The sequence below is a fragment of the Leucobacter allii genome (assembly GCF_022919155.1).
GTDB lineage: Bacteria > Actinomycetota > Actinomycetes > Actinomycetales > Microbacteriaceae > Leucobacter > Leucobacter allii.
Genome location: NZ_CP095045.1, coordinates 2,081,592 through 2,099,091, shown reverse-complemented (window position 1 = coordinate 2,099,091; position 17,500 = coordinate 2,081,592). Strand labels below are relative to the sequence as shown.

Here is a 17,500-nt window from a genome sequence, read left to right as displayed (position 1 = left end):
CAAGGGAGCGCCGCCGGCCTGCGAAACGTAGACGAAGGAGTCGCCCACCATGAAGCACACCAGACCCGTGATCGCCGCCCTCGCGCTGCTGCCTGCGGCCGCCCTCGCCCTCGCCGGATGCGCCACGGGCGCCGCTGACGGCGGCTCCGCGGAGGGGGCGGACGGGAGCACCACCCTCAAGGTCGCGACCATCGGGCTGACCTCCGACGGCAGTCTCCTGACCGGAATCGAACAGGGGTTCTTCGCGGAGGAGGGCCTCGAGATCGAGACCTCCGTCGTCGCGAACCCGCCGGCCGGCCTCGCGGCGGTCCAGGGCGGACAGGTCGACATCGCGTACTCGCCGAGCGTCCCGCTGCTCAACGCGCTCAGCCAGGGCGTCCCCGTCAGGGTCGTCGCCGCCGCCGACGGCTATCCCGCCGACGGCGTCGAGGCGGACGAGGCCGTGGAGTTCGACGACACCGGGCTCTACGCGAGCGCCGCGAGCGGCGTCGCCTCGGTCGAGGACCTCGCGGGCAAGACGATCGCGATCCCGGCGCGCAAGGCGCAGCTCGAGGTCGTCATCGCCGGAGAACTCGAGAAGGCCGGGATCGATCCCGAGACCGGTGTCAACTGGGTCGTGCTCGACTTCACCTCGGCGGTCGCGGGCCTGCAGAACGGCACCGTGGACGCCGCGGGCCTCGTGAGCCCCTTCACCTCCGAGGCGGAGGACGCCGGCAGCACGCTCATCTCCTCGCCGTCCATCGGCTTCTTCGAATCCGGCGCCGTGGGGCTCTGGACCGCCGGCGCGAGCACCGTCGAGCAGAAGGGCGAAGCGGTCGCCGCGTTCCAGCGCGCGATCGCGAAGTCGAACGCCTACGCCTCCGAGCATCCGGAGGAGGCCATCCAGGCCGGCCTCGACGCGACGGAGTCCGAACTCGCCATCGAGGACGTGAAGCTGCCGGTGTGGCCGTCCGAGGTGCGCGCCGAGGACCTCGAGCGACCGAACGAGAAGATGGTCGCGCTCGGCTTCCTCGCGGAGCCCGTCGACCTCGACGGCATCATCGTCCCCCAGCCCTGATCATGCGCCACCCCCGACTCCTGCGCGCCGGCGTCGGCGCCGGCGGCGCCGTGGCGGCGATCGGCCTCTGGCAGCTCGCCGCCACGGTCGGCCCCGTCGCCGACTCACCGCTCCCGACCGCCGTCGACGCCCTCGGCGCGTTCGCAGCGCTCCTGGGCACCCCCGAGATGTGGATCGCGACGGGGGACACCCTCACGATGGCGCTCCTCGGCCTCGCGATCTCCACCGTCGCCGGCGTGCTGCTCGGCATCGGCATCGGCACCTCGCCGCTCGCGATGCACGCGACGCGGATCCCGCTGGAGTTCCTGAAGCCCATCCCGCCCATCGTCATCCTCCCCGTCGTCGTCCTCGTGCTCGGGCCGACCGCGGGGATGGGCATCGTCCTCGTCGTCATCGGCTGCTTCGTCTCGATCGTGGTCCAGGCCGCCGCCGGCGTGTTCGACACCGATCCCGTGGCGAAGGCCACAGGTCGCTCCTACGGCCTCGGTCGGACCGAGATCCTCGGCCGGATCGTGCTGCCGAGCGCCCTGCCCTACATCGGCACCGCCGTGCGCGTCGCCGCACCGACGTCGCTCATCGTCGCGGTGGTCGCCGGACTCCTCGGCGGCGGGCCGGGTCTCGGCCAGAGCCTGTTGCTCGCCCAGCTCTCCGGCAACCAGGCGCAGCTCTTCGCCTACGTCCTCGTCCTCGGCGTGCTCGGTCTCGCCGTGCAGGGTCTCAGCCAGTGGGGCGAGCGCCGCCTCCTGCACTGGCACCCGCAGTACCGGAAGCAGGTGGTCTGATGACCGTCACCTCGACCGTTCTCGTGCGCACCCGCGAGGCGCGCAGACAGCGCCGCAGCGGCCTTCCCAGATGGTGCCTCGTCGGTGCGGAGATCCTCGTGCCGATCCTGCTGCTCGCCTGGTGGTGGCTCGCGTCGGCCGGCTCGACCAATCCGTTCTTCCCTCCGCTGCAGACGATCCTCTCGCGGTTCGTCGACTTCCTCGGCGAACCCGCGTTCTGGAGCGATGTCGCGTCGTCCGCGGGCAACCTCCTGCTCTCCTTTGTGCTCGCGTGCGCGATCGGGGTCGTGCTCGGCGTCCTGCTGGGCACGGTCCGCTGGCTGTCCTGGTTCGTGGAACCCACGATCCACTTCTTCCGCGCGATCCCGCCGGTCGCTCTCGTCCCGATCTTCGTCTCCATCATCGGTTTCGGCACCGAGACCCGCATCCTCTCGATCACGATCTCCGCCGTCTTTCCGGTCCTCATCTCGACGATCGACGGCATCCACGCCACCGATCCCGAGCGCCGCGCCGTCGGACTGAGCTACCGGCTCTCCTGGCGCGACCGGATCCTGAGCGTCGCGCTGCCCGAGGCCAGCCCCCGGATCCTCTCGGGCATGCAGGTCGCCCTCATCACGGCCTTCGTCGTCATGATCGCGAGCGAGATGCTCGGCTCCTCCCACGGACTCGGCGCGCGCACCCTGCTCGCGCAGCAGTCGTTCATGATCGCCGACATGTGGGTCGGGATCCTCGTGCTGGGCGTGCTCGGGTACCTCGCGACCGCTCTGCTCTCCCTCTTCCGGCGCCGCGTGCTGCGCTGGTACATCGCCATCCGACAGCAGGAGAAGAACCTATGACCGCCAACTCCACCGCCGCTCCCGCGCGTCTGAGCGTCACCGGGCTCGCGAAGACCTACGACACCGCGAAGGGCCGGGTGCCCGTGATCGCCGATCTCACCTTCGAGGTCGCCACGGCCGAGATCGCGTGCATTGTGGGTCCGTCGGGGATCGGGAAGACCACGCTGCTGAAGTGCCTCACGGGCCTGCAGCCGATCACGTCGGGGTCGGCACGGATCGACGGGAGGCCGATCGACGGGCCGCCGGAGGAGATGGCGCTCGTGTTCCAGGAGTACACGCGGTCGCTCATGCCGTGGCTCACGGTGGAGCGGAACGTGCGGCTCCCGTTGCGTCATCTGCGCCTGTCGCGGGCGGAGACGGCGGAGCGCGTCGGTGCGGCGCTGGCCGCAGTGGGGCTCGCGGGCGCCGAGGGGAAGTATCCGTGGCAGCTCTCCGGCGGGATGCAGCAGCGCGTCGCGATCGCCCGTGCGATCGCGTATCGTCCGGAGGTGCTCGTGATGGACGAGCCCTTCGCCTCGGTGGACGCGCAGACGCGGTTCGAGCTCGAGGATCTGTGCTTGCGGATCCGGGAGGAGTTCGGGATGACGATCGTGATCGTGACGCACGACATCGATGAGGCGGTGTATCTCTCGGATCGCGTCGTCGTGCTCGGCGAGCGCCCCGCGCGCGTGACCGAGATCATCGACATCGACTTCGGCGAGCCGCGCGACCAGCTGCGCACGCGTGCGCTGCCCGAGTTCGCGCGCCTGCGCACCGAGATCTTCGAGCTCATCAGGAAGGCCGGCTGAGATGGCGGCGGAACCGGGATGCGGCGCGGCGGGAGCGCGCCGGGGATACGAGCAGTTCGGCGGCGCCGTCGCGGAGTTCTCCTCCGAGTCGACGCCCTGGTGGCCCGCGCGCCCGGCCGCCGCCGGCGCCCCCAATGTCGTGGTGATGCTCGTGGACGACCTCGGCTTCAGCGATCTCGGGCCGTTCGGCAGCGAGATCCCGACCCCCCACATCGACGCCCTCGCCGGCGACGGCTGGGTCTTCACCAACTACCGCACCGCGCCCATGTGCTCGCCCGCGCGCGCGTCGCTCCTGACGGGGCTCAACCCGCACCGGGCCGGGTTCGGATTCGTCGCCCACATCGACCCCGGCTATCCCGGCTACAGCTGCGAGATGCCCGAGGACGCCCCGACGCTCGCCGAATCGCTGCGCGCCGGCGGCTACGCGACGTTCATGGTGGGCAAGTGGCACCTCACGGTCGAGTCGCGGCTGCACGACGGCGCCGACCGGTCCTCCTGGCCGCTGCAGCGCGGATTCGACCGCTACTTCGGCAGCATGGACGGCTTCACCTCCCTCCACCACCCGCACCGGCTCGTCCGGGACAACTCGGTCGTCGATCGGGCGGAGTTCCCCGAGGACTACTTCCTCACCGACGAGCTCGTCGACGAGGCACTGGGCATGATCGACGGCTTGCGCGCCAACGACGCCGACAAGCCCTTCTTCCTGTACTTCGCGCACACCTCCGTCCACGGTCCGATCCAGGCGAAGCCGGCCGACATCGCGCGCCACCGCGGCCGCTACGAGGCGGGCTGGAACGCGCTCCGCGAAGCCCGCTTCGCGCGGCAGCGCGAACTCGGCATCGTGCCCGCGCACGCCGAGCTCCCCGAGGACGCACTCGCCGACGGCGACCGGATTCCGCGGTGGGAGGAGCTCGACGCGGGGGAGCGGCAGCTCTTCGCGCGGCACATGGAGGTCTACGCCGCCGCCGTCGACGAGGTCGATCAGAGCGTCGGCCGTCTCACCGCGCGCCTCGCGGAACTCGGCGAGTTGGAGAACACGATCATCGTGCTCGCGAGCGACAACGGCGGCACCGCGGAGGGCGGGCCGAGCGGCACGCGGAGCTACTTCGCGCAGTTCGGCCAGTCGGTGCCGCTGCCGGACGGGTGGGTGCGCGACGTCCCCAGGGCGCCGGAGGAGATCGGAGGTCCGCGGGTCTTCGGCCAGTACCCTACCGGCTGGGCACGGGTGTCGAACACGCCGTTCCGGTCATTCAAGGCGTCCACGTACGAGGGCGGGGTGCACGCGCCGCTCGTCGTCTCCTGGCCGGCGGCGCCGGCCGCGGCGCGCGGCCTGCGCGAGCAGTTCGTCTTCGTCTCGGATCTCGCCCCCACGATCCTCGAGCTCGCGGGCGTGCCCCCGCTCGCCGAACGGCACGGTCGTCCCGCCCTGGAGCCCGACGGCCGGAGCGTCGCCGCGCTGCTCGGGGACCCCGCGGCTCCGGGGCGGACGTCGCAGTACTTCGAGTGCACGGGGCGCCGTGCGATCGTGGAGGGCGATTGGAAGGCCCTCTCGCCGCTCGCCCCGCGCCGCTCGGAGGGCGCGACGGGCGGCGCCTGGGAGCTCTACGATCTCGCCGCGGATCCCACGGAGACCCGCGACCTCGCGGCGGAGGAGCCCGAGCGCCTCGCCGGGCTCGCGGAGCGGTGGCGCACCGAGGCATGGCGCAACACCGTCTTCCCGCTCGACGACGACGGCTCCCTGTTCGAGCTGCGGCCGGCGAGCGAGGCGCCGCTGTCCGAGCCGGTCGACCTCGCCCCGTACCGGCCGCCGCTCGAGCGCTTCCGCGCCGCGCGGCTGACGGTGCTGCGGTCCTTCGCCGTGGAGATCACGATCGCCTGGGGCCCTGAGGCCGCCGGCGTGCTCGTCGCGCACGGCGATCAGGGCGGCGGCTACCTGGTGGCCGTCGAGGACGGCAGGCCGGTGCTCGTTTACAACGCCTACGGCGACATGCACCGCGCGATCGGCGCTCCGATCGGCCCCGGCACGGGCAGGCGCGAGCTCGTGCTGCGGGTCGACGAACTCCCCGAACTGCGGTGGCGACTGCGTCTCGAGATCGACGGTGCGCCCGCCGCTGAGATTCCGAGCGTGCCGATGCTCCTCGGCATGGCGCCGTTCACCGGGATCAGCGTGGGGTACGACTACGGCGGACCGGTCGACTGGGAGCTCTCGCAGCGCCGCGGCGTGTTCCGCTTCTCCGGCGGCGCGATCGAGCGCCTGCGCTATGTGCCGGGCGCTCGCTCGACGCATGACCGGACGCAGCTGCGGCGGATCGACGAGGCCATCGCGGCGCTCGCCGACTGACCGCAGCGACGGCCCGCCGCCGCTGCTCCCGAAAGGATCCCGATGGCCTCCCGCTTCCCCGCGCGACTCTTTGCCGCGGGGGAGGAGCCCGACGCGCGCTTCTCCCTCGCGAACGAGCGGACCTTCCTCGCCTGGATCCGCACCGCGCTCGCCCTGCTCGCCGGCGGGGTCGCGCTCGAGGTGCTCGGACTCGGCATGCAGCCGGGGCTGCGCCTCGCGGCCTCGATCCTGCTCATCGTCGGCGGCCTGCTCGCCGCGCTCCAGGCCTGGGTCGGCTGGATCCGCGTGGAGCGCGCGCTGCGCCTCGGCCGGGCGCTGCCGCCCGCGGCGTTCTCGCTGCCGCTCGTCGCCATCGTGGGGCTCGCCGCCGTGCTCGTGCTGCTCGGGGTGCTGCTCGCGTGACCGGCGCCGCGGGGGACGGGGAGGCGGCCATCCCGCGCGATCCCGGCCTGCAGCCCGAGCGCACCGCGCTCGCCTGGCGCCGCACGGGCCTCGCGCTCGCCGTGGGCGCCCTCGCCTCCACGCGGCTGCTGCCGGCCGTGCTCGGGCCGTGGTCGGTGCTGTTCGGCGCTGCCGGCGTCGGCGTCGGTCTCGGCATCGCCATCCTCGAACACCGCCGATTCGCCCGGCCCGCGGCGGGCCACGGTCTCCCGCGCGCCGACGGGCTGCCGGTCGCGCTGCTGTGCGCCGCCGCGGTCGCGGCCGGGCTGCTGTGCCTCGTGCTCGTCCTCGGCCTCGGCTCCGGCTCCGGCTCCGGCGCCGGCCTCGACTCCGGCGCGATGATCTTCTAGACCGGTGCGCTGCGGTGCGCGGCGCCGGGGCATCCCGGGCCGCGCACCGTGCCGGGACTCACTCCTCGGAGCGGTGGTACACCCGGCGCCCGGCGAACCAGGTCTCGGTCACCCGCGTGCGCACGAGCTCGGAGGCGGGATGCGCGAAGGGATCCCGGTCGAGCAGCACGAAATCGGCGGACTTGCCGACGGCGAGCGAACCGGTCTCGGCGGCGAGGCCCATGGCTTCCGCGCCGCCGATCGTGAACGCGGCGATCGCCTGTTCGAGCGAGATCGCCTCTTCCGGCCACAGCGCGCCGGGGTACCGGCCGCTCGGATCCTCGCGGGTGACGAGCCCGTGGATCCCCTCCCAGGCGTTCGGCGAGGGGGAGACGGGCCAGTCGGAGCCTCCGGCGACGACGGCCCCGGCGGCGAGCAGCGAGCGATTGGGCTGCATCCGGTCCGCGCGCTCGCGCGGCAGCACCTCGCGGATGGCCTCCACGATCGGGCCCGGCACCCAGATGAAGGGGGAGATGTCGGCGGCCACGCCGAGCTCGGCGAAGCGCGCGATGTCGTCGGGGTGCACGAACTGGCCGTGCGCGACCTGGTACCGGGGTTCCGTGTAGCCCTCGCCCCGGATCGTCTCCACCGCGTTCAGCACCGCGTGCACCGAGGCGTCGCCCGTGCAGTGGATCTTCGCCGAGAGCCCCGCCTGCGCGGTGCGGCGCAGCCAGTCGGTGAGCTCGGCGGGGTCCATGAGGGTCGCGCCGTGGAAATGGTCGCCGTGCGCGTCATCGGGCAGATAGGGCTCGATGAACGCGCCGGTGCGCGTCGGAGGCACCCCGTCGAGGAAGATCTTCACGAAATCGGGGCGGTGGTGCTCGGTGCGGAAGCGCTCGCCGGAGAACACCAGCTCCTCGCCGATCTCCGCGTGCCCGAAGATCTCGTCGTTGACGAGCATCGAGGTCACCGCCCAGGCGTCGAGCTCGCCGTCGGCGTCGAGGGCGCGCAGCGCCTCGAGCGTCTGCGTGGAGACGCCCGCATCCTGGAACGCGGTGATGCCGAAGGAGTTCAGGATCGCGACGCCGTGGCGGGAGGCGGCGCGCTCCTGCGCCTCCGTGAGCCCGCCGACCTCCCGCTGCGCGCGCGCGACGGGGATCCCCGCGGCCTCGAGCAGCACGCCGGTCGCTCGGCCGTCGGAGTCCTGCACGACGCCGGGATCGCCGAGGGCGACGCCCGCGAGCTCGAGCGCGCGGCTCGACACCCAGCGGTTGTGGTGGGAGTCGTCGGTGAGCATCACCGGCCGTCCGCCCGCGGCGTCGTCGAGGCGCGCGAGCGCCTCCGCCGTGTTGATCTCGCCGAGCCGGTCGCTCATCCAGGGGCCGCCGACCACCCAGGCGTCCGCGGGCAGAGCCGCCGCGTGGGCGCGGACCGCGTCGAGGATCCCGTCGAGGTGGGCGCCGATCGGCACCCGCAGCTGGAACAGCTCCTCCTGGCCGGCGATGGCGTGGTGGTTGTGCACGTCGACGAGGCCCGGCATGAGGAAGGCGCCGTCGAGCTCGCGCACCTCGGTTCCCGGGCCGGCGAGCGACCGGATCTCCGTGGTGGTGCCGACGGCGGAGATCCGGCCGCTAGAGACGGCGATGGCCTCGGCCCATGGCCGAGCCGGATCCGCGGTGTAGATGCGTCCGTCGGTGAGCACCAGATCGGGGTGCGGGGGCATGGCTGCTTCCCGTTCTCCCACGATCGTCCCGTCCGTCCCGCTCACGGCAGCGGCAGGCTCTCGTCGGTGGCGGTGAAGACCGTCGCGCCGCCGCTCGCGTAATTGGGGACGTCGGCCTCGACCGCGCGTCCCTCGGGCGAGGCGAGTGCGGACTCGAGCGACGCGCGATCGGCGAACGTCGCCTCGAAGAGGGCGAAGTAGGGCGCGTTCTCCAGGCCGATCGAGAAGGAGATGTCGAGCACGCCGGGCAGCTGCGCGCAGAGCGGGAGGTGGGTGCCGCGGTAGTAGGCCTCGAAAGCCTGCCGATCCTCGGGCTCGGGATACAGAACGATGAGCTTGTCCACGGCTTCTCCTGAAAATGACGTCCGACATTGGATGCGCTTCCAGTATCCCAACGCCCCACACGGGGCGGTTGTCCGAGCGCGCTGCGGCTTTGATCGAGCGCGACGGGATGCTTGTCGCCCCCGTCCCGACGGGGTGGGATGGCGGAAAGGGCGGCGCCGCGCCGCCCGCGCAGACGAGAGGAGTCGACATGGACGGTCGCAGCAGCGACGTGGAGGGACGCGTGGTCGCGATCACCGGAGGGGGCACCGGGATCGGCGCGGCGATCGCCGAGCGCTACGCCGCGGAGGGCGCGCACGTGGCGGTGCTCGGGCGCCGGATCGAGCCGCTGCGCGAGGTCGCCGGTCGGATCGGCGCGCTGCCGGTGCAGGCGGACGCCGCGGACGGGGCCTCGGCGCGTGCGGCGGTCTCGGAGGTGCTCGCGCGCTTCGGTCGGCTCGACGTGCTCGTGGCCAACGCCGGAGGTCACGGCTTCTCCGCCGTCGGGGACAGCTCCGATGCGGAGTGGGCGGCCGCGATGAACGTGAATCTCGGCACCGCCTTCGTGATGGCGCGCGAGGCGCTGCCCGCGCTCCTGGACGGCGGCGGGGAGATCATCATTGTGTCCTCGCTCGCCGGTCTGTTCGCGGGCCCGTCGGTGGCGGGGTACACCGTCGGCAAGCACGCGCTCATCGGTCTCACCCGCTCGCTCGCGCGGGACTACAGCCGCCGCGGCGTGCGCGTGAACGCGGTGTGCCCCGGCTGGGTGCGCACGCCGATGGCGGACGCCGAGATGGACGAATTCGCGGCGCACGCCCCGGAGATCGCGGATCGGGACGCGGGCTACGCCGCCGTCACCGCCGACGTGCCGCTCGGGCGCGCCGCCGAGCCGGCGGAGATCGCGTCGATCGTGCGCTTCCTCGGATCGCCGCAGTCCTCGTACATGACGGGCGCTGTGCTCGTGGCCGATGGCGGTGCGCACATGGTCGACCTGCCGACGCTCGCCTTCGAGCGCGCCGGCATGTAGCGCGCCGGACGGCGCCCGGGACCGCACGGTCCCGGGCGCCGTCCCAGAGCGCGCCGGGTCAGCCGCCGAGATACGCGCGCTTGAGCCGATCCGGATCCGCGGACAGCGCCTGAGCCGCGCCCTGCGGGTGGCTGACGTGACCGCTCGCGACGACCATCGCTTCGTCGGCGATCCCGAGCGCGAGATGCGTGAACTGCTCCACGAGCAGCACCCCCACCCCCGAGGTGGCGATCTGCTGGATGATCGGCAGCAGGCGCATGAACACGACGGGGGCGAGGCCGAGCGACATCTCGTCGATGAGCAGGAACCTGGGCTTCGAAGCGAAGGCGCGGGCGAGAACCACCATCTGCTGCTCGCCGCCCGACAGCAGCACCGATGGCGCGTCGATGCGCTTCTCCAGCTCGGGGAAGGAGGCGAGCACCTCCTGCAGCGCCGCCTCGGTCTTCGCGGTGAGCATGATGTTCTCGCGCACGGTGAGCGAGGGGAAGATCGCCCGTCCCTGCTCGATGTGCGCGATGCCCGCACGCGAGCGCTGCACGCGGCTGCGCTTGGCGAAGGACTCCCCGTCGATCGACAGCTCGCCGGCGGAGTGCTCGATGACGCCCGAGACCGCCTCGAGCAGGCTCGTCTTGCCGGCGCCGTTCGGGCCGACGAGCGCGAGGATCTCCCCGGCCCGCAGCTCGAGGTCGACGCCCGAGATCACGGGTCCGGCGCCGCGGCTGACAGTGACGCCGGACAGGTGCAGTGCGCTCATTGGATCGTCTCCGCATCTCCCATGTAGGCCGCGATGACGGCCGGATCCTCGAGCACGCGATCGCTCGGGCCCTGCGCGAGCACCTTGCCGAAATCGAGCACGGTGATCTCGGTGCATACCGAGCGGACGAGGTCGAGATCGTGCTCGATGATGATGATGGCCGTGTCGAAGCGCGAAGGGATGCGCGTCAGCCGGTGACCGAACTGCAGGTGCTCCTCGTGCGAGAGCCCGGCGGCGGGCTCGTCGAGGATGAGTACGCGGGGACCGGCGAGCACCGCGGCGGCGACCTCGACGAGCCGGCGCGTGCCGACGTCGACGTTCGCCAGCGGCTCCTCCGGCGGCGGGCAGCCCATGAAGCTCAGCACCTCCGCGAGTTCCGCGCGATCGAGCCGTTTCCGGGCGACGAAGCGGACGTACGCCTCGACGGTGAGCTGCGGTGGCACGCGATCCTGCTGGAAGGTGCGCCGGAGACCGCGCCGGGCACGTGCCGTGGGGGAGAGCCGGGTGATGTCCTCGCCGTCGAGCAGCACCTGGCCGGTGTGCCGGGGGAGGAAGCCGCTGACGGCGTCGACGAAGGTCGACTTGCCCGCGCCATTCGGTCCGATCAGCCCCATGATGCTGCGCGGGGCGACCCGCAGGGAGACGTCGTCGTTGGCCTTCAGACTGCCGAACTGCACGCCGAGCGCACGGACCTCGAGCACCGGCGAGGCGTCGGCCGGGAGCGGTGCGGCGGCCTCGGGCACCGCGAACACGTCGAGCGCCGTCGTCGATGCGGCCTCCGGAACCGCCGCGGTCAGCCGGCGGCGGGACCGCTTCCGGAACGCCCCGCGGATCACCTCGCCGAGGTTCGAACCGCTCGTGAGCGCCTGGATCCCGAGCAGTCCGAAGATCACGAAGCCCCAGTCCTGCGGCACGCCCCACTTCTTCAGCAGCTCCGGCACGACCACCCACAGCACGCCGCCGAACACGGCCATATCGATGAGGTAGGCGCCGCTCATCACCGCGAGGATGTACAGCGCGAGCGACTGGATCGGGGTGAAGCTCGAGGCGAACGGGAGCTGGACCTGGCCGGCGATGAGCCCGCCGGAGATCCCGCCGAGCGCGGCGCTCACGGCGAATGCCGAGAGCTTCGCGAGGCTCACGCTCTGCCCGACCGCGGCGGTGCCGCGCTCGGAGAAGGCGACGGCCTTCCAGCTCGAGCCGAGCCGGCTGCGTTGCATCCACGTCACGAGGAGCGCGCACACGACGAGCACGATCACCGCGAAGAAGAAGTACTCGCGGTCGCTCGAGAAGGCGGCCGGGCGGGTGACCGAGATGCCGTCGACGGAGCCCGGGAACTGGACCTGCACGAGCATGACGTCGAACGCCGCGGCGAAGCCGAGGGTGACGACGGCGAGGTTGACGCCGCGCAGGCGCAGGGCGGGCAGCCCGATGAGGATCCCCGCGAGCCCGCCGGCGATGCCGCCCGCGAGCAGCCACACCGCGAAGCCGCCCGGCACCTCGTTGAGGCTCATCCAGGCGACCACCCACGCGCCGATCGCGGCGAAGGTGAGCTGGGAGAGGGCGATGATGCCGGCGGAGCCGGTGACGACGCCGAGGCCGAGCACCGCGATGATCGCGGTGACGGCGCTGATGCCGAGGAAGACGTAGTAGCCGGAGAGGCCGACGCTCAGCCCCCAGCCGACGGCGACCGCGAGGATCGCGACGAGGACCGGGAGGAGCGCGGACAGGCGGCGGTCAGCGAGCTTCACCCCACACCTCCTTCCGCTGCGACCAGAGCAGCAGCAACACGATGAACAGGAACGGGATGAAGTTGCGCACGAACTGCACGCTCGGGAGCTGGGCGACGATGCCGGTGATCATGCCGAGCGCGAGCCCGCCGACGACCGCGAGGTCGAGGCGGCGGAAGCCGCCGAGCAGGGCGGCGGCGGAGGCGGGGATGATGAGCATCGACAGGCTCACCGCGTCGTTGGACTGGGACGGCGCGATGACCATGATCGTGATGGCCGAAATCGCGCCGGTCACGGCCCAGACGCCGATCGACAGCGGCTTCGCCGCGATCCCGATCAACTCGGCCGTGGTCGGCCGCTCCGACAGCGCGCGCAGCCGGGTGCCGATCGTCGTCCGCTGCAGCAGTAGCGCGCACGCGGCCGCAACGACGATCGCGAGGATCACCATCACCACGGTCACCCAGCTCACGACCACGCCAGCGGCCGTGAAGGCGGCGCCGGACAGGAGCGGGGAGAACGGTTGGGGCTTGTTGCCGAACAGGATGAACGAGAGCGAGATGAGCATGAGCAGCGGCGCGACGGTCATCGCCGAGCGCAGCGTCACCGAGGACTCGGAGAGCCAGGTCGCCGCGATCCAGCCGATGACCGCGCTCAGCAGCGCGCCGATGACGACGCCCGCGACGGTCGCCAGCCAGACCGGGAGGCCGAGCGAGCTCGCGAGCCACACCGCCGAGAACGCGGCGAACATGCCGGTCGCGGCCTGCGCGAAGTTCACGACGCGCACGAGGCGGGACATCAGCGTGAGGGTCACCGCGAGCACGGCGTACAGTCCGCCCGAGGCGAGTCCGGCGAGGGCGCCTTGCAGCAGCGCGCCGTTCACCGCCGGCCTCCGGCGGCGCGAGGGGAGTGGGGGGTCATTGCGTATCCTTCGGGATGCGGGAGGCGCGGTGCCGCGGAGCGCTCGGCTCCGCGGCACCGCGCGAGGTCGGTCGTCGTCAGGACGAGGGGATCATCAGCCAGTCGTCGGCCGACTGCTTCCAGGCGTTGCTGCCCGACTCCAGTACGACCGGCCAGCCGCCGGGCTGGAACTCCTGCGCCGCGATGTCCGTGAACTGGTAGGGGAAGGCGACCATCGGGTTCTCGATCGGCTCCATGTTTTGGAGCGCCTCGGTGACGCTCTCGCGGGTGATGTCGCCGTCCATGCCCTCGAGTACCTCCACGAAGTTCATCGCCGCGAGGTAGCCGCCCTGGCTGAAGGAGGTGAGCGCGATGTCGTTCTCCGTCATGAGCTCCCGCCAGTCGTCGTTCGCCTCGTTCTCCTCCGTGAAGGGGTAGAACTCGGCGGGCACGTGCACGCCCGCCCCCGTCCAGTCGAGGGCCTCGGCGAAGTTCTCGCTGTAGACGCTCGTGAGGAAGAGGAAGGTGACGTCGTCCCAGCCCTGGGCCTGCGCCGCCTTGACCTGGCCGATGGCGTCGGGCTCGACGGCGTTGACGGCGATCGCCTCGCAGCCGGACTGTTTGGCCTTCACGATGTAGGGGGTGTAGTCGGAGCCACCGTAGGGGACGCTCGCGTCGACGTACATCGGCTCCTTGCCGGTGATCTCGGTCCAGCGCTCGATGCCCGCGCGGTACGCCGGTTCGGTGGAGCCGGCGATCTCGAGCAGCACGCAGATGTCCTCGAGCCCGAGATTCTCCGAGCCGTTCAGCAGGGTGAGGGTCATGTCGTTGAACGGGCCGAGGTTCACCGGAGCGATGTTCGGCGTGTTGAAGCAGCCCGTATCCACGCCGATGCCCGGCATCGAGAGCACGTTCTCCTGCGCGTAGTAGTCCTGGTTGATCTCGCATTCGATGAGCGAGGCGCCGCCGACGAGCGCGACGACCTCGTCGCTGCCGACGAGCTCCCGCGCCGCAGCGGTGGCAGTCGCCGGATCGCCCTTGTCGTCGATCGTCTTGTATTCGATCTGGTGACCGTTCACTCCGCCCTCGGCGTTGACCCGGTCGAACACGGCCTGGGCGGCCTCCGAGGCCTCCGGGAAGGTGGCCGCGCCGCTGATGGAGTTCACGGAGCCGATCTTGATCGGGGCGTCGTCGCCCCCGCCTCCTCCGCCCGCGCAGCCGCTGAGGGCGAGCGCCCCGATCGCGGTGAGCGCGGCGATGCCGGTCAAGCGTTTCTTCATGAGATGTCCTCTTCTCGGATCGTCGTTGATCGAAGGGCGCGCGCCTGCACCGCGCCTCGGCATCAGCGTAGGGAGCGGCGGACGCGCGCAGGAGACCCCGGACGCGGGAGCGCCGTGAGAGTCAACGGGTGTGCGCCACGGCGCAATCCGCCCCGCTCGGCGGCGACGCCGACGCGCGGTTCAGCCGCAGCGGCAGCGGAGCCCTCGGCCCCGGCGGAGGAGGGGGCTCTCAGCCCCGGCGGCGCAGCTCGCTGGGGGAGACGCCGTAGGTGGTCTTGAACAGCCGGCTGAAGTGCGCCGCGTCGGTGAAGCTCCAACGCGAGGCGATGGAGGAGACGGTGCGGTCGGCGAGCACAGGGTCGAGCAGATCGGCGCGGCAGCGCTCCAGTCGGCGCTCCCGGATCCAGGTCGACACCGTCATGTCCGCCTCACGGAACAGCGCGTGCAGGTGCCGGGTCGAGATGTAGTGCGCCGCGGCGATGCTTCCCGGCGACAGCGTCGGGGAGGCGAGATGCTGATCGATGTGCTTCGTGATCTTCTGCAGGAGCAGCTGCCGCGGATCCCGCTGCCCGGGATCGGCATCGAGGATGCTCGAGAAGAGCGTGCCGAGCAGATCGAGGCTCGTGTGGGCGAGCTTCGTCCGTACCTCGTCGGTGAGCGGGGACAGCTGCGCGGGGAACTGCGAGAGGAACGCCGTGATCACCGGCGTGAGCGCGGAGTGCTGCTGATTCAGAGAGACCGCCGTCAGCTGCTCGGTGAGCGGGATCGGCAGCTCGAGCCGATCCTTCGGGAACATCATGATGAGATTGCGGAAGTCCTCACCGAACAGCAGCGAGTACGGACGGGAGGTGTCGTAGACCGACAGGTCCCCCGGTCGCATCACTACCTCCCGGCCGTCTTGCACGAGGATGCTGCTGCCCGAGAGCAGCAGGCTCAGCTTGTAGTACCCGGCGCCACCGTTCGCGATCGTCCCGGCGGTGCGTTCGACGAGGTGCGGTTTCGCCGCGACCTCGGTGAAGATGACGTCGTCGGCCTCGGCCGAGCTCAGCCTCGCGACGAACGGCTCGCCTCGATCCGCGGTGACCTCCAGAGGCACGAATGAGGCGCTGACCTGCGCCTGGAAGGCGCTCAGCGAATCGGCTTGCGCGATATGGGGACGAGACCTCGGGACATCCTGCGACGCTGCAATCTGCATGAACTCTCACCTCTTCCGGATCAGGATACACCGTGGTACCGCGAGGCGGACCGGCGCCGTACGGCGCCGTACAGGCCTATACTCGGCAGTGACGGCGACGGCGGCGTGAGACACGCACCCGCGCCGGCCGCGTCCGGGCAGACTCCGGGCGGACGCAAGCGTAAGGAGCGGGCGTGCACATCACGACGACCGAGCACGTGGAGGCGAAGCACCGGATCGAGTTCTGGGAGTCCTGGAACCAGTCCTCCCTCGTCGGGCTGCGCTGCTCGACGCCGAAGCCCGACGCGTTCAACGCGATCTCCATGCAGCAGTCGCTCGCCGGCAGCGTGATCACGCGCATCCAGGCCGCCCGGCACATCATCGATCGCAACGCGCAGAGCATCTCCGCGGTTCCCAAGCACTCGGTCTTCGTGAGCACGCTGCTGCGCGGTTCCGCATTCATCTACCATGCGGAGGGCATGCAGATGCTCCGTCCGGGCGACGCCTTCGTGTACTCGACGATGCACCCCTACCTCCTCGGATTCGATCGGGACGTGGATCTGCTCATCGTCGATCTCGATGCCAGTACGGTGCACGATGAGTGGGGGCGTGCTCCGCTCGCGGCCCCCGAGGTGACCGCGAGCAGCGGGCAGGCCGGCCTCATCACCGACGAAGCGCTCCGGTTGCTCGACGCGCCCGAGGGTGATCCACCCTCGACCGAGCGGCTCGCCGACTACTGCAGGGGCCTCCTCATCGGCGAACGTGGCTCCGACGTGCTGTACTCGCGCGCCGTCGCCGCGATCGACTCCGGATTGCCCCACCCGGACTTCGACGTGCCGGCGCTTGCCCGCGCCGTTCACCTTTCCGAGCGGCACCTCCGCCGCGTGTTCGCGGAGCACGGTGGCAGCCCGGGGGCCGCGATCCTCGGCGCGCGACTCGACCGGGCGCGCGCGCTCCTGGCCGAGGGCGCTCGTCGCACCGTGAGCGACGTCGCGGCCGCCTGCGGGTTCGGCTCGCCGTCGGTGTTTGCGCGGGCGTTCCGGGCGAGATACGGTGCGAGCCCGAGCGAGCTGCGGGGCGCGGCGCGACAGCCGGAGGCGTCCGCGGCGCGCTCGGGTCGGACCGGGGAGGGTGCTCAGACGGGCTGGGCGTCCGGGTAGCGCACGACGCCCAGCGGGTAGATGTGTCCGCCCGCGCGGCTGTGCTCGGACTCGCCGGCGCCGTTGATGCCGAGGAAGATTCCAGTCGTCATGAGGTTGTAGCCGAGATCATGCAGCCACACGCTCGCGACCGAGATGCGGAACTCGCGGAAGCAGAACAGGTACAGCCCGTCGTCCAGCTTCCAGACCGTCGACAGATCCATGTCGCCGTGCCCGCGCTGCACGCCCTGCAGGTTCTGCCAGGCATATCGCTCGGTCGACATGTAGACGTGCTCGTAGAGGTGCTCGGGGCTGTAGCGGTAGATGTTGCGCATGCCGATGAGGTCGCGCGACTCCGCGGGTACCTCGCCGTTCGGCTCCGCACCGTCGACCGTGGCCGCCGTGAAGTCCTGCTTCACCTGCGGTTCGCCCGCCACCTTCTCGGAGTCGATGCGCGAGCGGGTGACGATCGCGCGCCCGGTGCGCTCGCTCCACACGATGGTGAGCGCCTCGCGTTCCCGGGACTCGAGCGGCAGATTGAGGAAGTACACGCCCTCGCGGATCTGCACGGCATCGTAGGGATCCTCCGCCCCCGCCTCGTCGAGGGCGCCCGTCGCGCTCCACGCGACGGTGCCGTCCGTGAACTCGGCGGCGATGGTGCCGCCGTCGGCCAGCGTGAGGCGGAGGCTCCGCCCCGCGAGTGAGACGCCGGGCAGCCGGTAGGTGTCGATGCCCGCGGCGAACTCGTCGTAGCTCGCCCAGTCGTCGACGCCTCGACGGTCCTCGGCCAGTGCGCCGACCTGTGCTTCCTGGGGGTCGTATTCATGTGTCGTCTCCTTCGATGTGCGTGGGATGGGAAGTCATTGGACGTCGCCGGACGG

Annotated in this window: 17 protein-coding genes; 9 read left to right on the top strand and 8 right to left on the bottom strand. The window is 71.5% G+C overall.

Annotated features, from left to right (window positions below; genetic code table 11):
* The first annotated feature begins 49 nt into the window (after positions 1 to 49).
* From MUN78_RS09705 to MUN78_RS09675, 7 genes are read left to right on the top strand one after another with little or no spacing between them, the layout of a single operon-like run.
* Positions 50 to 1,057 (top strand): ABC transporter substrate-binding protein, encoded by a 1,008-nt coding sequence (locus tag MUN78_RS09705; protein WP_244726089.1) that lies wholly within the window; start codon positions 50 to 52, stop codon positions 1,055 to 1,057.
* A 2-nt stretch (positions 1,058 to 1,059) separates the two neighbouring features.
* Positions 1,060 to 1,839: an ABC transporter permease gene (locus tag MUN78_RS09700; protein WP_244726087.1), complete on the top strand. Its 780-nt coding sequence runs from the start codon at positions 1,060 to 1,062 to the stop codon at positions 1,837 to 1,839.
* The gene (locus MUN78_RS09695) at positions 1,839 to 2,675 is read left to right on the top strand and encodes an ABC transporter permease (protein WP_244689509.1); all 837 of its coding nucleotides are present in this window, start codon (positions 1,839 to 1,841) and stop codon (positions 2,673 to 2,675) included. The genes MUN78_RS09700 and MUN78_RS09695 overlap by 1 nt, the downstream gene beginning before the upstream one ends.
* Entirely contained in the window at positions 2,672 to 3,463 is a 792-nt protein-coding gene (locus tag MUN78_RS09690) for an ABC transporter ATP-binding protein (RefSeq protein WP_244689508.1), read from the top strand. Before MUN78_RS09695 ends, MUN78_RS09690 begins: the two co-directional genes overlap by 4 nt.
* Before the next feature lies 1 nt (position 3,464).
* Positions 3,465 to 5,804, top strand: coding sequence for an arylsulfatase (locus MUN78_RS09685; protein WP_244726085.1), 2,340 nt, complete (start codon positions 3,465 to 3,467; stop codon positions 5,802 to 5,804).
* A 42-nt stretch (positions 5,805 to 5,846) separates the two neighbouring features.
* On the top strand, positions 5,847 to 6,206 hold the full coding sequence (locus MUN78_RS09680) for a YidH family protein (protein WP_244726083.1): 360 nt from the start codon (positions 5,847 to 5,849) through the stop codon (positions 6,204 to 6,206).
* Positions 6,203 to 6,595, top strand: coding sequence for a DUF202 domain-containing protein (locus tag MUN78_RS09675; RefSeq protein WP_244726082.1), 393 nt, complete (start codon positions 6,203 to 6,205; stop codon positions 6,593 to 6,595). Before MUN78_RS09680 ends, MUN78_RS09675 begins: the two co-directional genes overlap by 4 nt.
* Before the next feature lie 58 nt (positions 6,596 to 6,653).
* Here MUN78_RS09675 and MUN78_RS09670 read toward each other — a convergent pair whose 3' ends face one another.
* Together MUN78_RS09670 and MUN78_RS09665 are read right to left on the bottom strand one after the other, a co-directional pair.
* Positions 6,654 to 8,297, bottom strand: a complete 1,644-nt coding sequence (locus MUN78_RS09670) for an amidohydrolase (RefSeq protein ID WP_244726080.1) — start codon at positions 8,295 to 8,297, stop codon at positions 6,654 to 6,656.
* 41 nt (positions 8,298 to 8,338) lie between these two features.
* Positions 8,339 to 8,641 (bottom strand): EthD family reductase, encoded by a 303-nt coding sequence (locus MUN78_RS09665; RefSeq protein ID WP_244726079.1) that lies wholly within the window; start codon positions 8,639 to 8,641, stop codon positions 8,339 to 8,341.
* Between the two features lie 188 nt (positions 8,642 to 8,829).
* Here MUN78_RS09665 and MUN78_RS09660 point away from each other — a divergent pair, with 188 nt between their 5' ends.
* Positions 8,830 to 9,645: an SDR family NAD(P)-dependent oxidoreductase gene (locus MUN78_RS09660; protein WP_244726077.1), complete on the top strand. Its 816-nt coding sequence runs from the start codon at positions 8,830 to 8,832 to the stop codon at positions 9,643 to 9,645.
* 58 nt (positions 9,646 to 9,703) lie between these two features.
* On the opposite strand, the gene MUN78_RS09655 is transcribed toward MUN78_RS09660, so the two are convergent.
* From MUN78_RS09655 to MUN78_RS09635, 5 genes are all read right to left on the bottom strand, one after another.
* A complete protein-coding gene (locus MUN78_RS09655) occupies positions 9,704 to 10,399 on the bottom strand; it encodes an ABC transporter ATP-binding protein (RefSeq protein ID WP_244726075.1) in 696 nt (231 codons plus the stop codon).
* Positions 10,396 to 12,150: a branched-chain amino acid ABC transporter ATP-binding protein/permease gene (locus tag MUN78_RS09650; RefSeq protein ID WP_244726073.1), complete on the bottom strand. Its 1,755-nt coding sequence runs from the start codon at positions 12,148 to 12,150 to the stop codon at positions 10,396 to 10,398. The genes MUN78_RS09655 and MUN78_RS09650 overlap by 4 nt, the downstream gene beginning before the upstream one ends.
* Positions 12,137 to 13,009 (bottom strand): branched-chain amino acid ABC transporter permease, encoded by an 873-nt coding sequence (locus MUN78_RS09645; RefSeq protein ID WP_244726071.1) that lies wholly within the window; start codon positions 13,007 to 13,009, stop codon positions 12,137 to 12,139. Before MUN78_RS09645 ends, MUN78_RS09650 begins: the two co-directional genes overlap by 14 nt.
* Positions 13,010 to 13,124: 115 nt before the next feature.
* Positions 13,125 to 14,306: an ABC transporter substrate-binding protein gene (locus tag MUN78_RS09640; RefSeq protein WP_244726069.1), complete on the bottom strand. Its 1,182-nt coding sequence runs from the start codon at positions 14,304 to 14,306 to the stop codon at positions 13,125 to 13,127.
* A 229-nt stretch (positions 14,307 to 14,535) separates the two neighbouring features.
* Positions 14,536 to 15,501: an AraC-like ligand-binding domain-containing protein gene (locus tag MUN78_RS09635; protein ID WP_244726067.1), complete on the bottom strand. Its 966-nt coding sequence runs from the start codon at positions 15,499 to 15,501 to the stop codon at positions 14,536 to 14,538.
* Positions 15,502 to 15,674: 173 nt separating this feature from the next.
* Between MUN78_RS09635 and MUN78_RS09630 the strand changes: the two genes are divergently transcribed.
* Complete coding sequence (locus MUN78_RS09630; RefSeq protein ID WP_244726065.1) at positions 15,675 to 16,640, top strand: helix-turn-helix transcriptional regulator; 966 nt, start codon at positions 15,675 to 15,677, stop codon at positions 16,638 to 16,640.
* On the opposite strand, the gene MUN78_RS09625 is transcribed toward MUN78_RS09630, so the two are convergent.
* A complete protein-coding gene (locus MUN78_RS09625; RefSeq protein ID WP_244730058.1) occupies positions 16,616 to 17,335 on the bottom strand; it encodes a MoaF C-terminal domain-containing protein in 720 nt (239 codons plus the stop codon). The two genes, MUN78_RS09630 and MUN78_RS09625, sit on opposite strands and share 25 nt — an antisense overlap.
* Between the last annotated feature and the right edge of the window lie 165 nt (positions 17,336 to 17,500).

Coding starts and splice junctions, on each gene's coding strand:
- MUN78_RS09655 (WP_244726075.1), bottom strand. CDS start 10,399: ATGAGCGCACTGCACCTGTCCGGCGTCACTGTCAGCCGCGGCGCCGGA.
- MUN78_RS09635 (WP_244726067.1), bottom strand. CDS start 15,501: ATGCAGATTGCAGCGTCGCAGGATGTCCCGAGGTCTCGTCCCCATATC.
- MUN78_RS09700 (WP_244726087.1), top strand. CDS start 1,060: ATGCGCCACCCCCGACTCCTGCGCGCCGGCGTCGGCGCCGGCGGCGCC.
- MUN78_RS09680 (WP_244726083.1), top strand. CDS start 5,847: ATGGCCTCCCGCTTCCCCGCGCGACTCTTTGCCGCGGGGGAGGAGCCC.
- MUN78_RS09640 (WP_244726069.1), bottom strand. CDS start 14,306: ATGAAGAAACGCTTGACCGGCATCGCCGCGCTCACCGCGATCGGGGCG.
- MUN78_RS09695 (WP_244689509.1), top strand. CDS start 1,839: ATGACCGTCACCTCGACCGTTCTCGTGCGCACCCGCGAGGCGCGCAGA.
- MUN78_RS09705 (WP_244726089.1), top strand. CDS start 50: ATGAAGCACACCAGACCCGTGATCGCCGCCCTCGCGCTGCTGCCTGCG.
- MUN78_RS09685 (WP_244726085.1), top strand. CDS start 3,465: ATGGCGGCGGAACCGGGATGCGGCGCGGCGGGAGCGCGCCGGGGATAC.
- MUN78_RS09660 (WP_244726077.1), top strand. CDS start 8,830: ATGGACGGTCGCAGCAGCGACGTGGAGGGACGCGTGGTCGCGATCACC.
- MUN78_RS09670 (WP_244726080.1), bottom strand. CDS start 8,297: ATGCCCCCGCACCCCGATCTGGTGCTCACCGACGGACGCATCTACACC.
- MUN78_RS09690 (WP_244689508.1), top strand. CDS start 2,672: ATGACCGCCAACTCCACCGCCGCTCCCGCGCGTCTGAGCGTCACCGGG.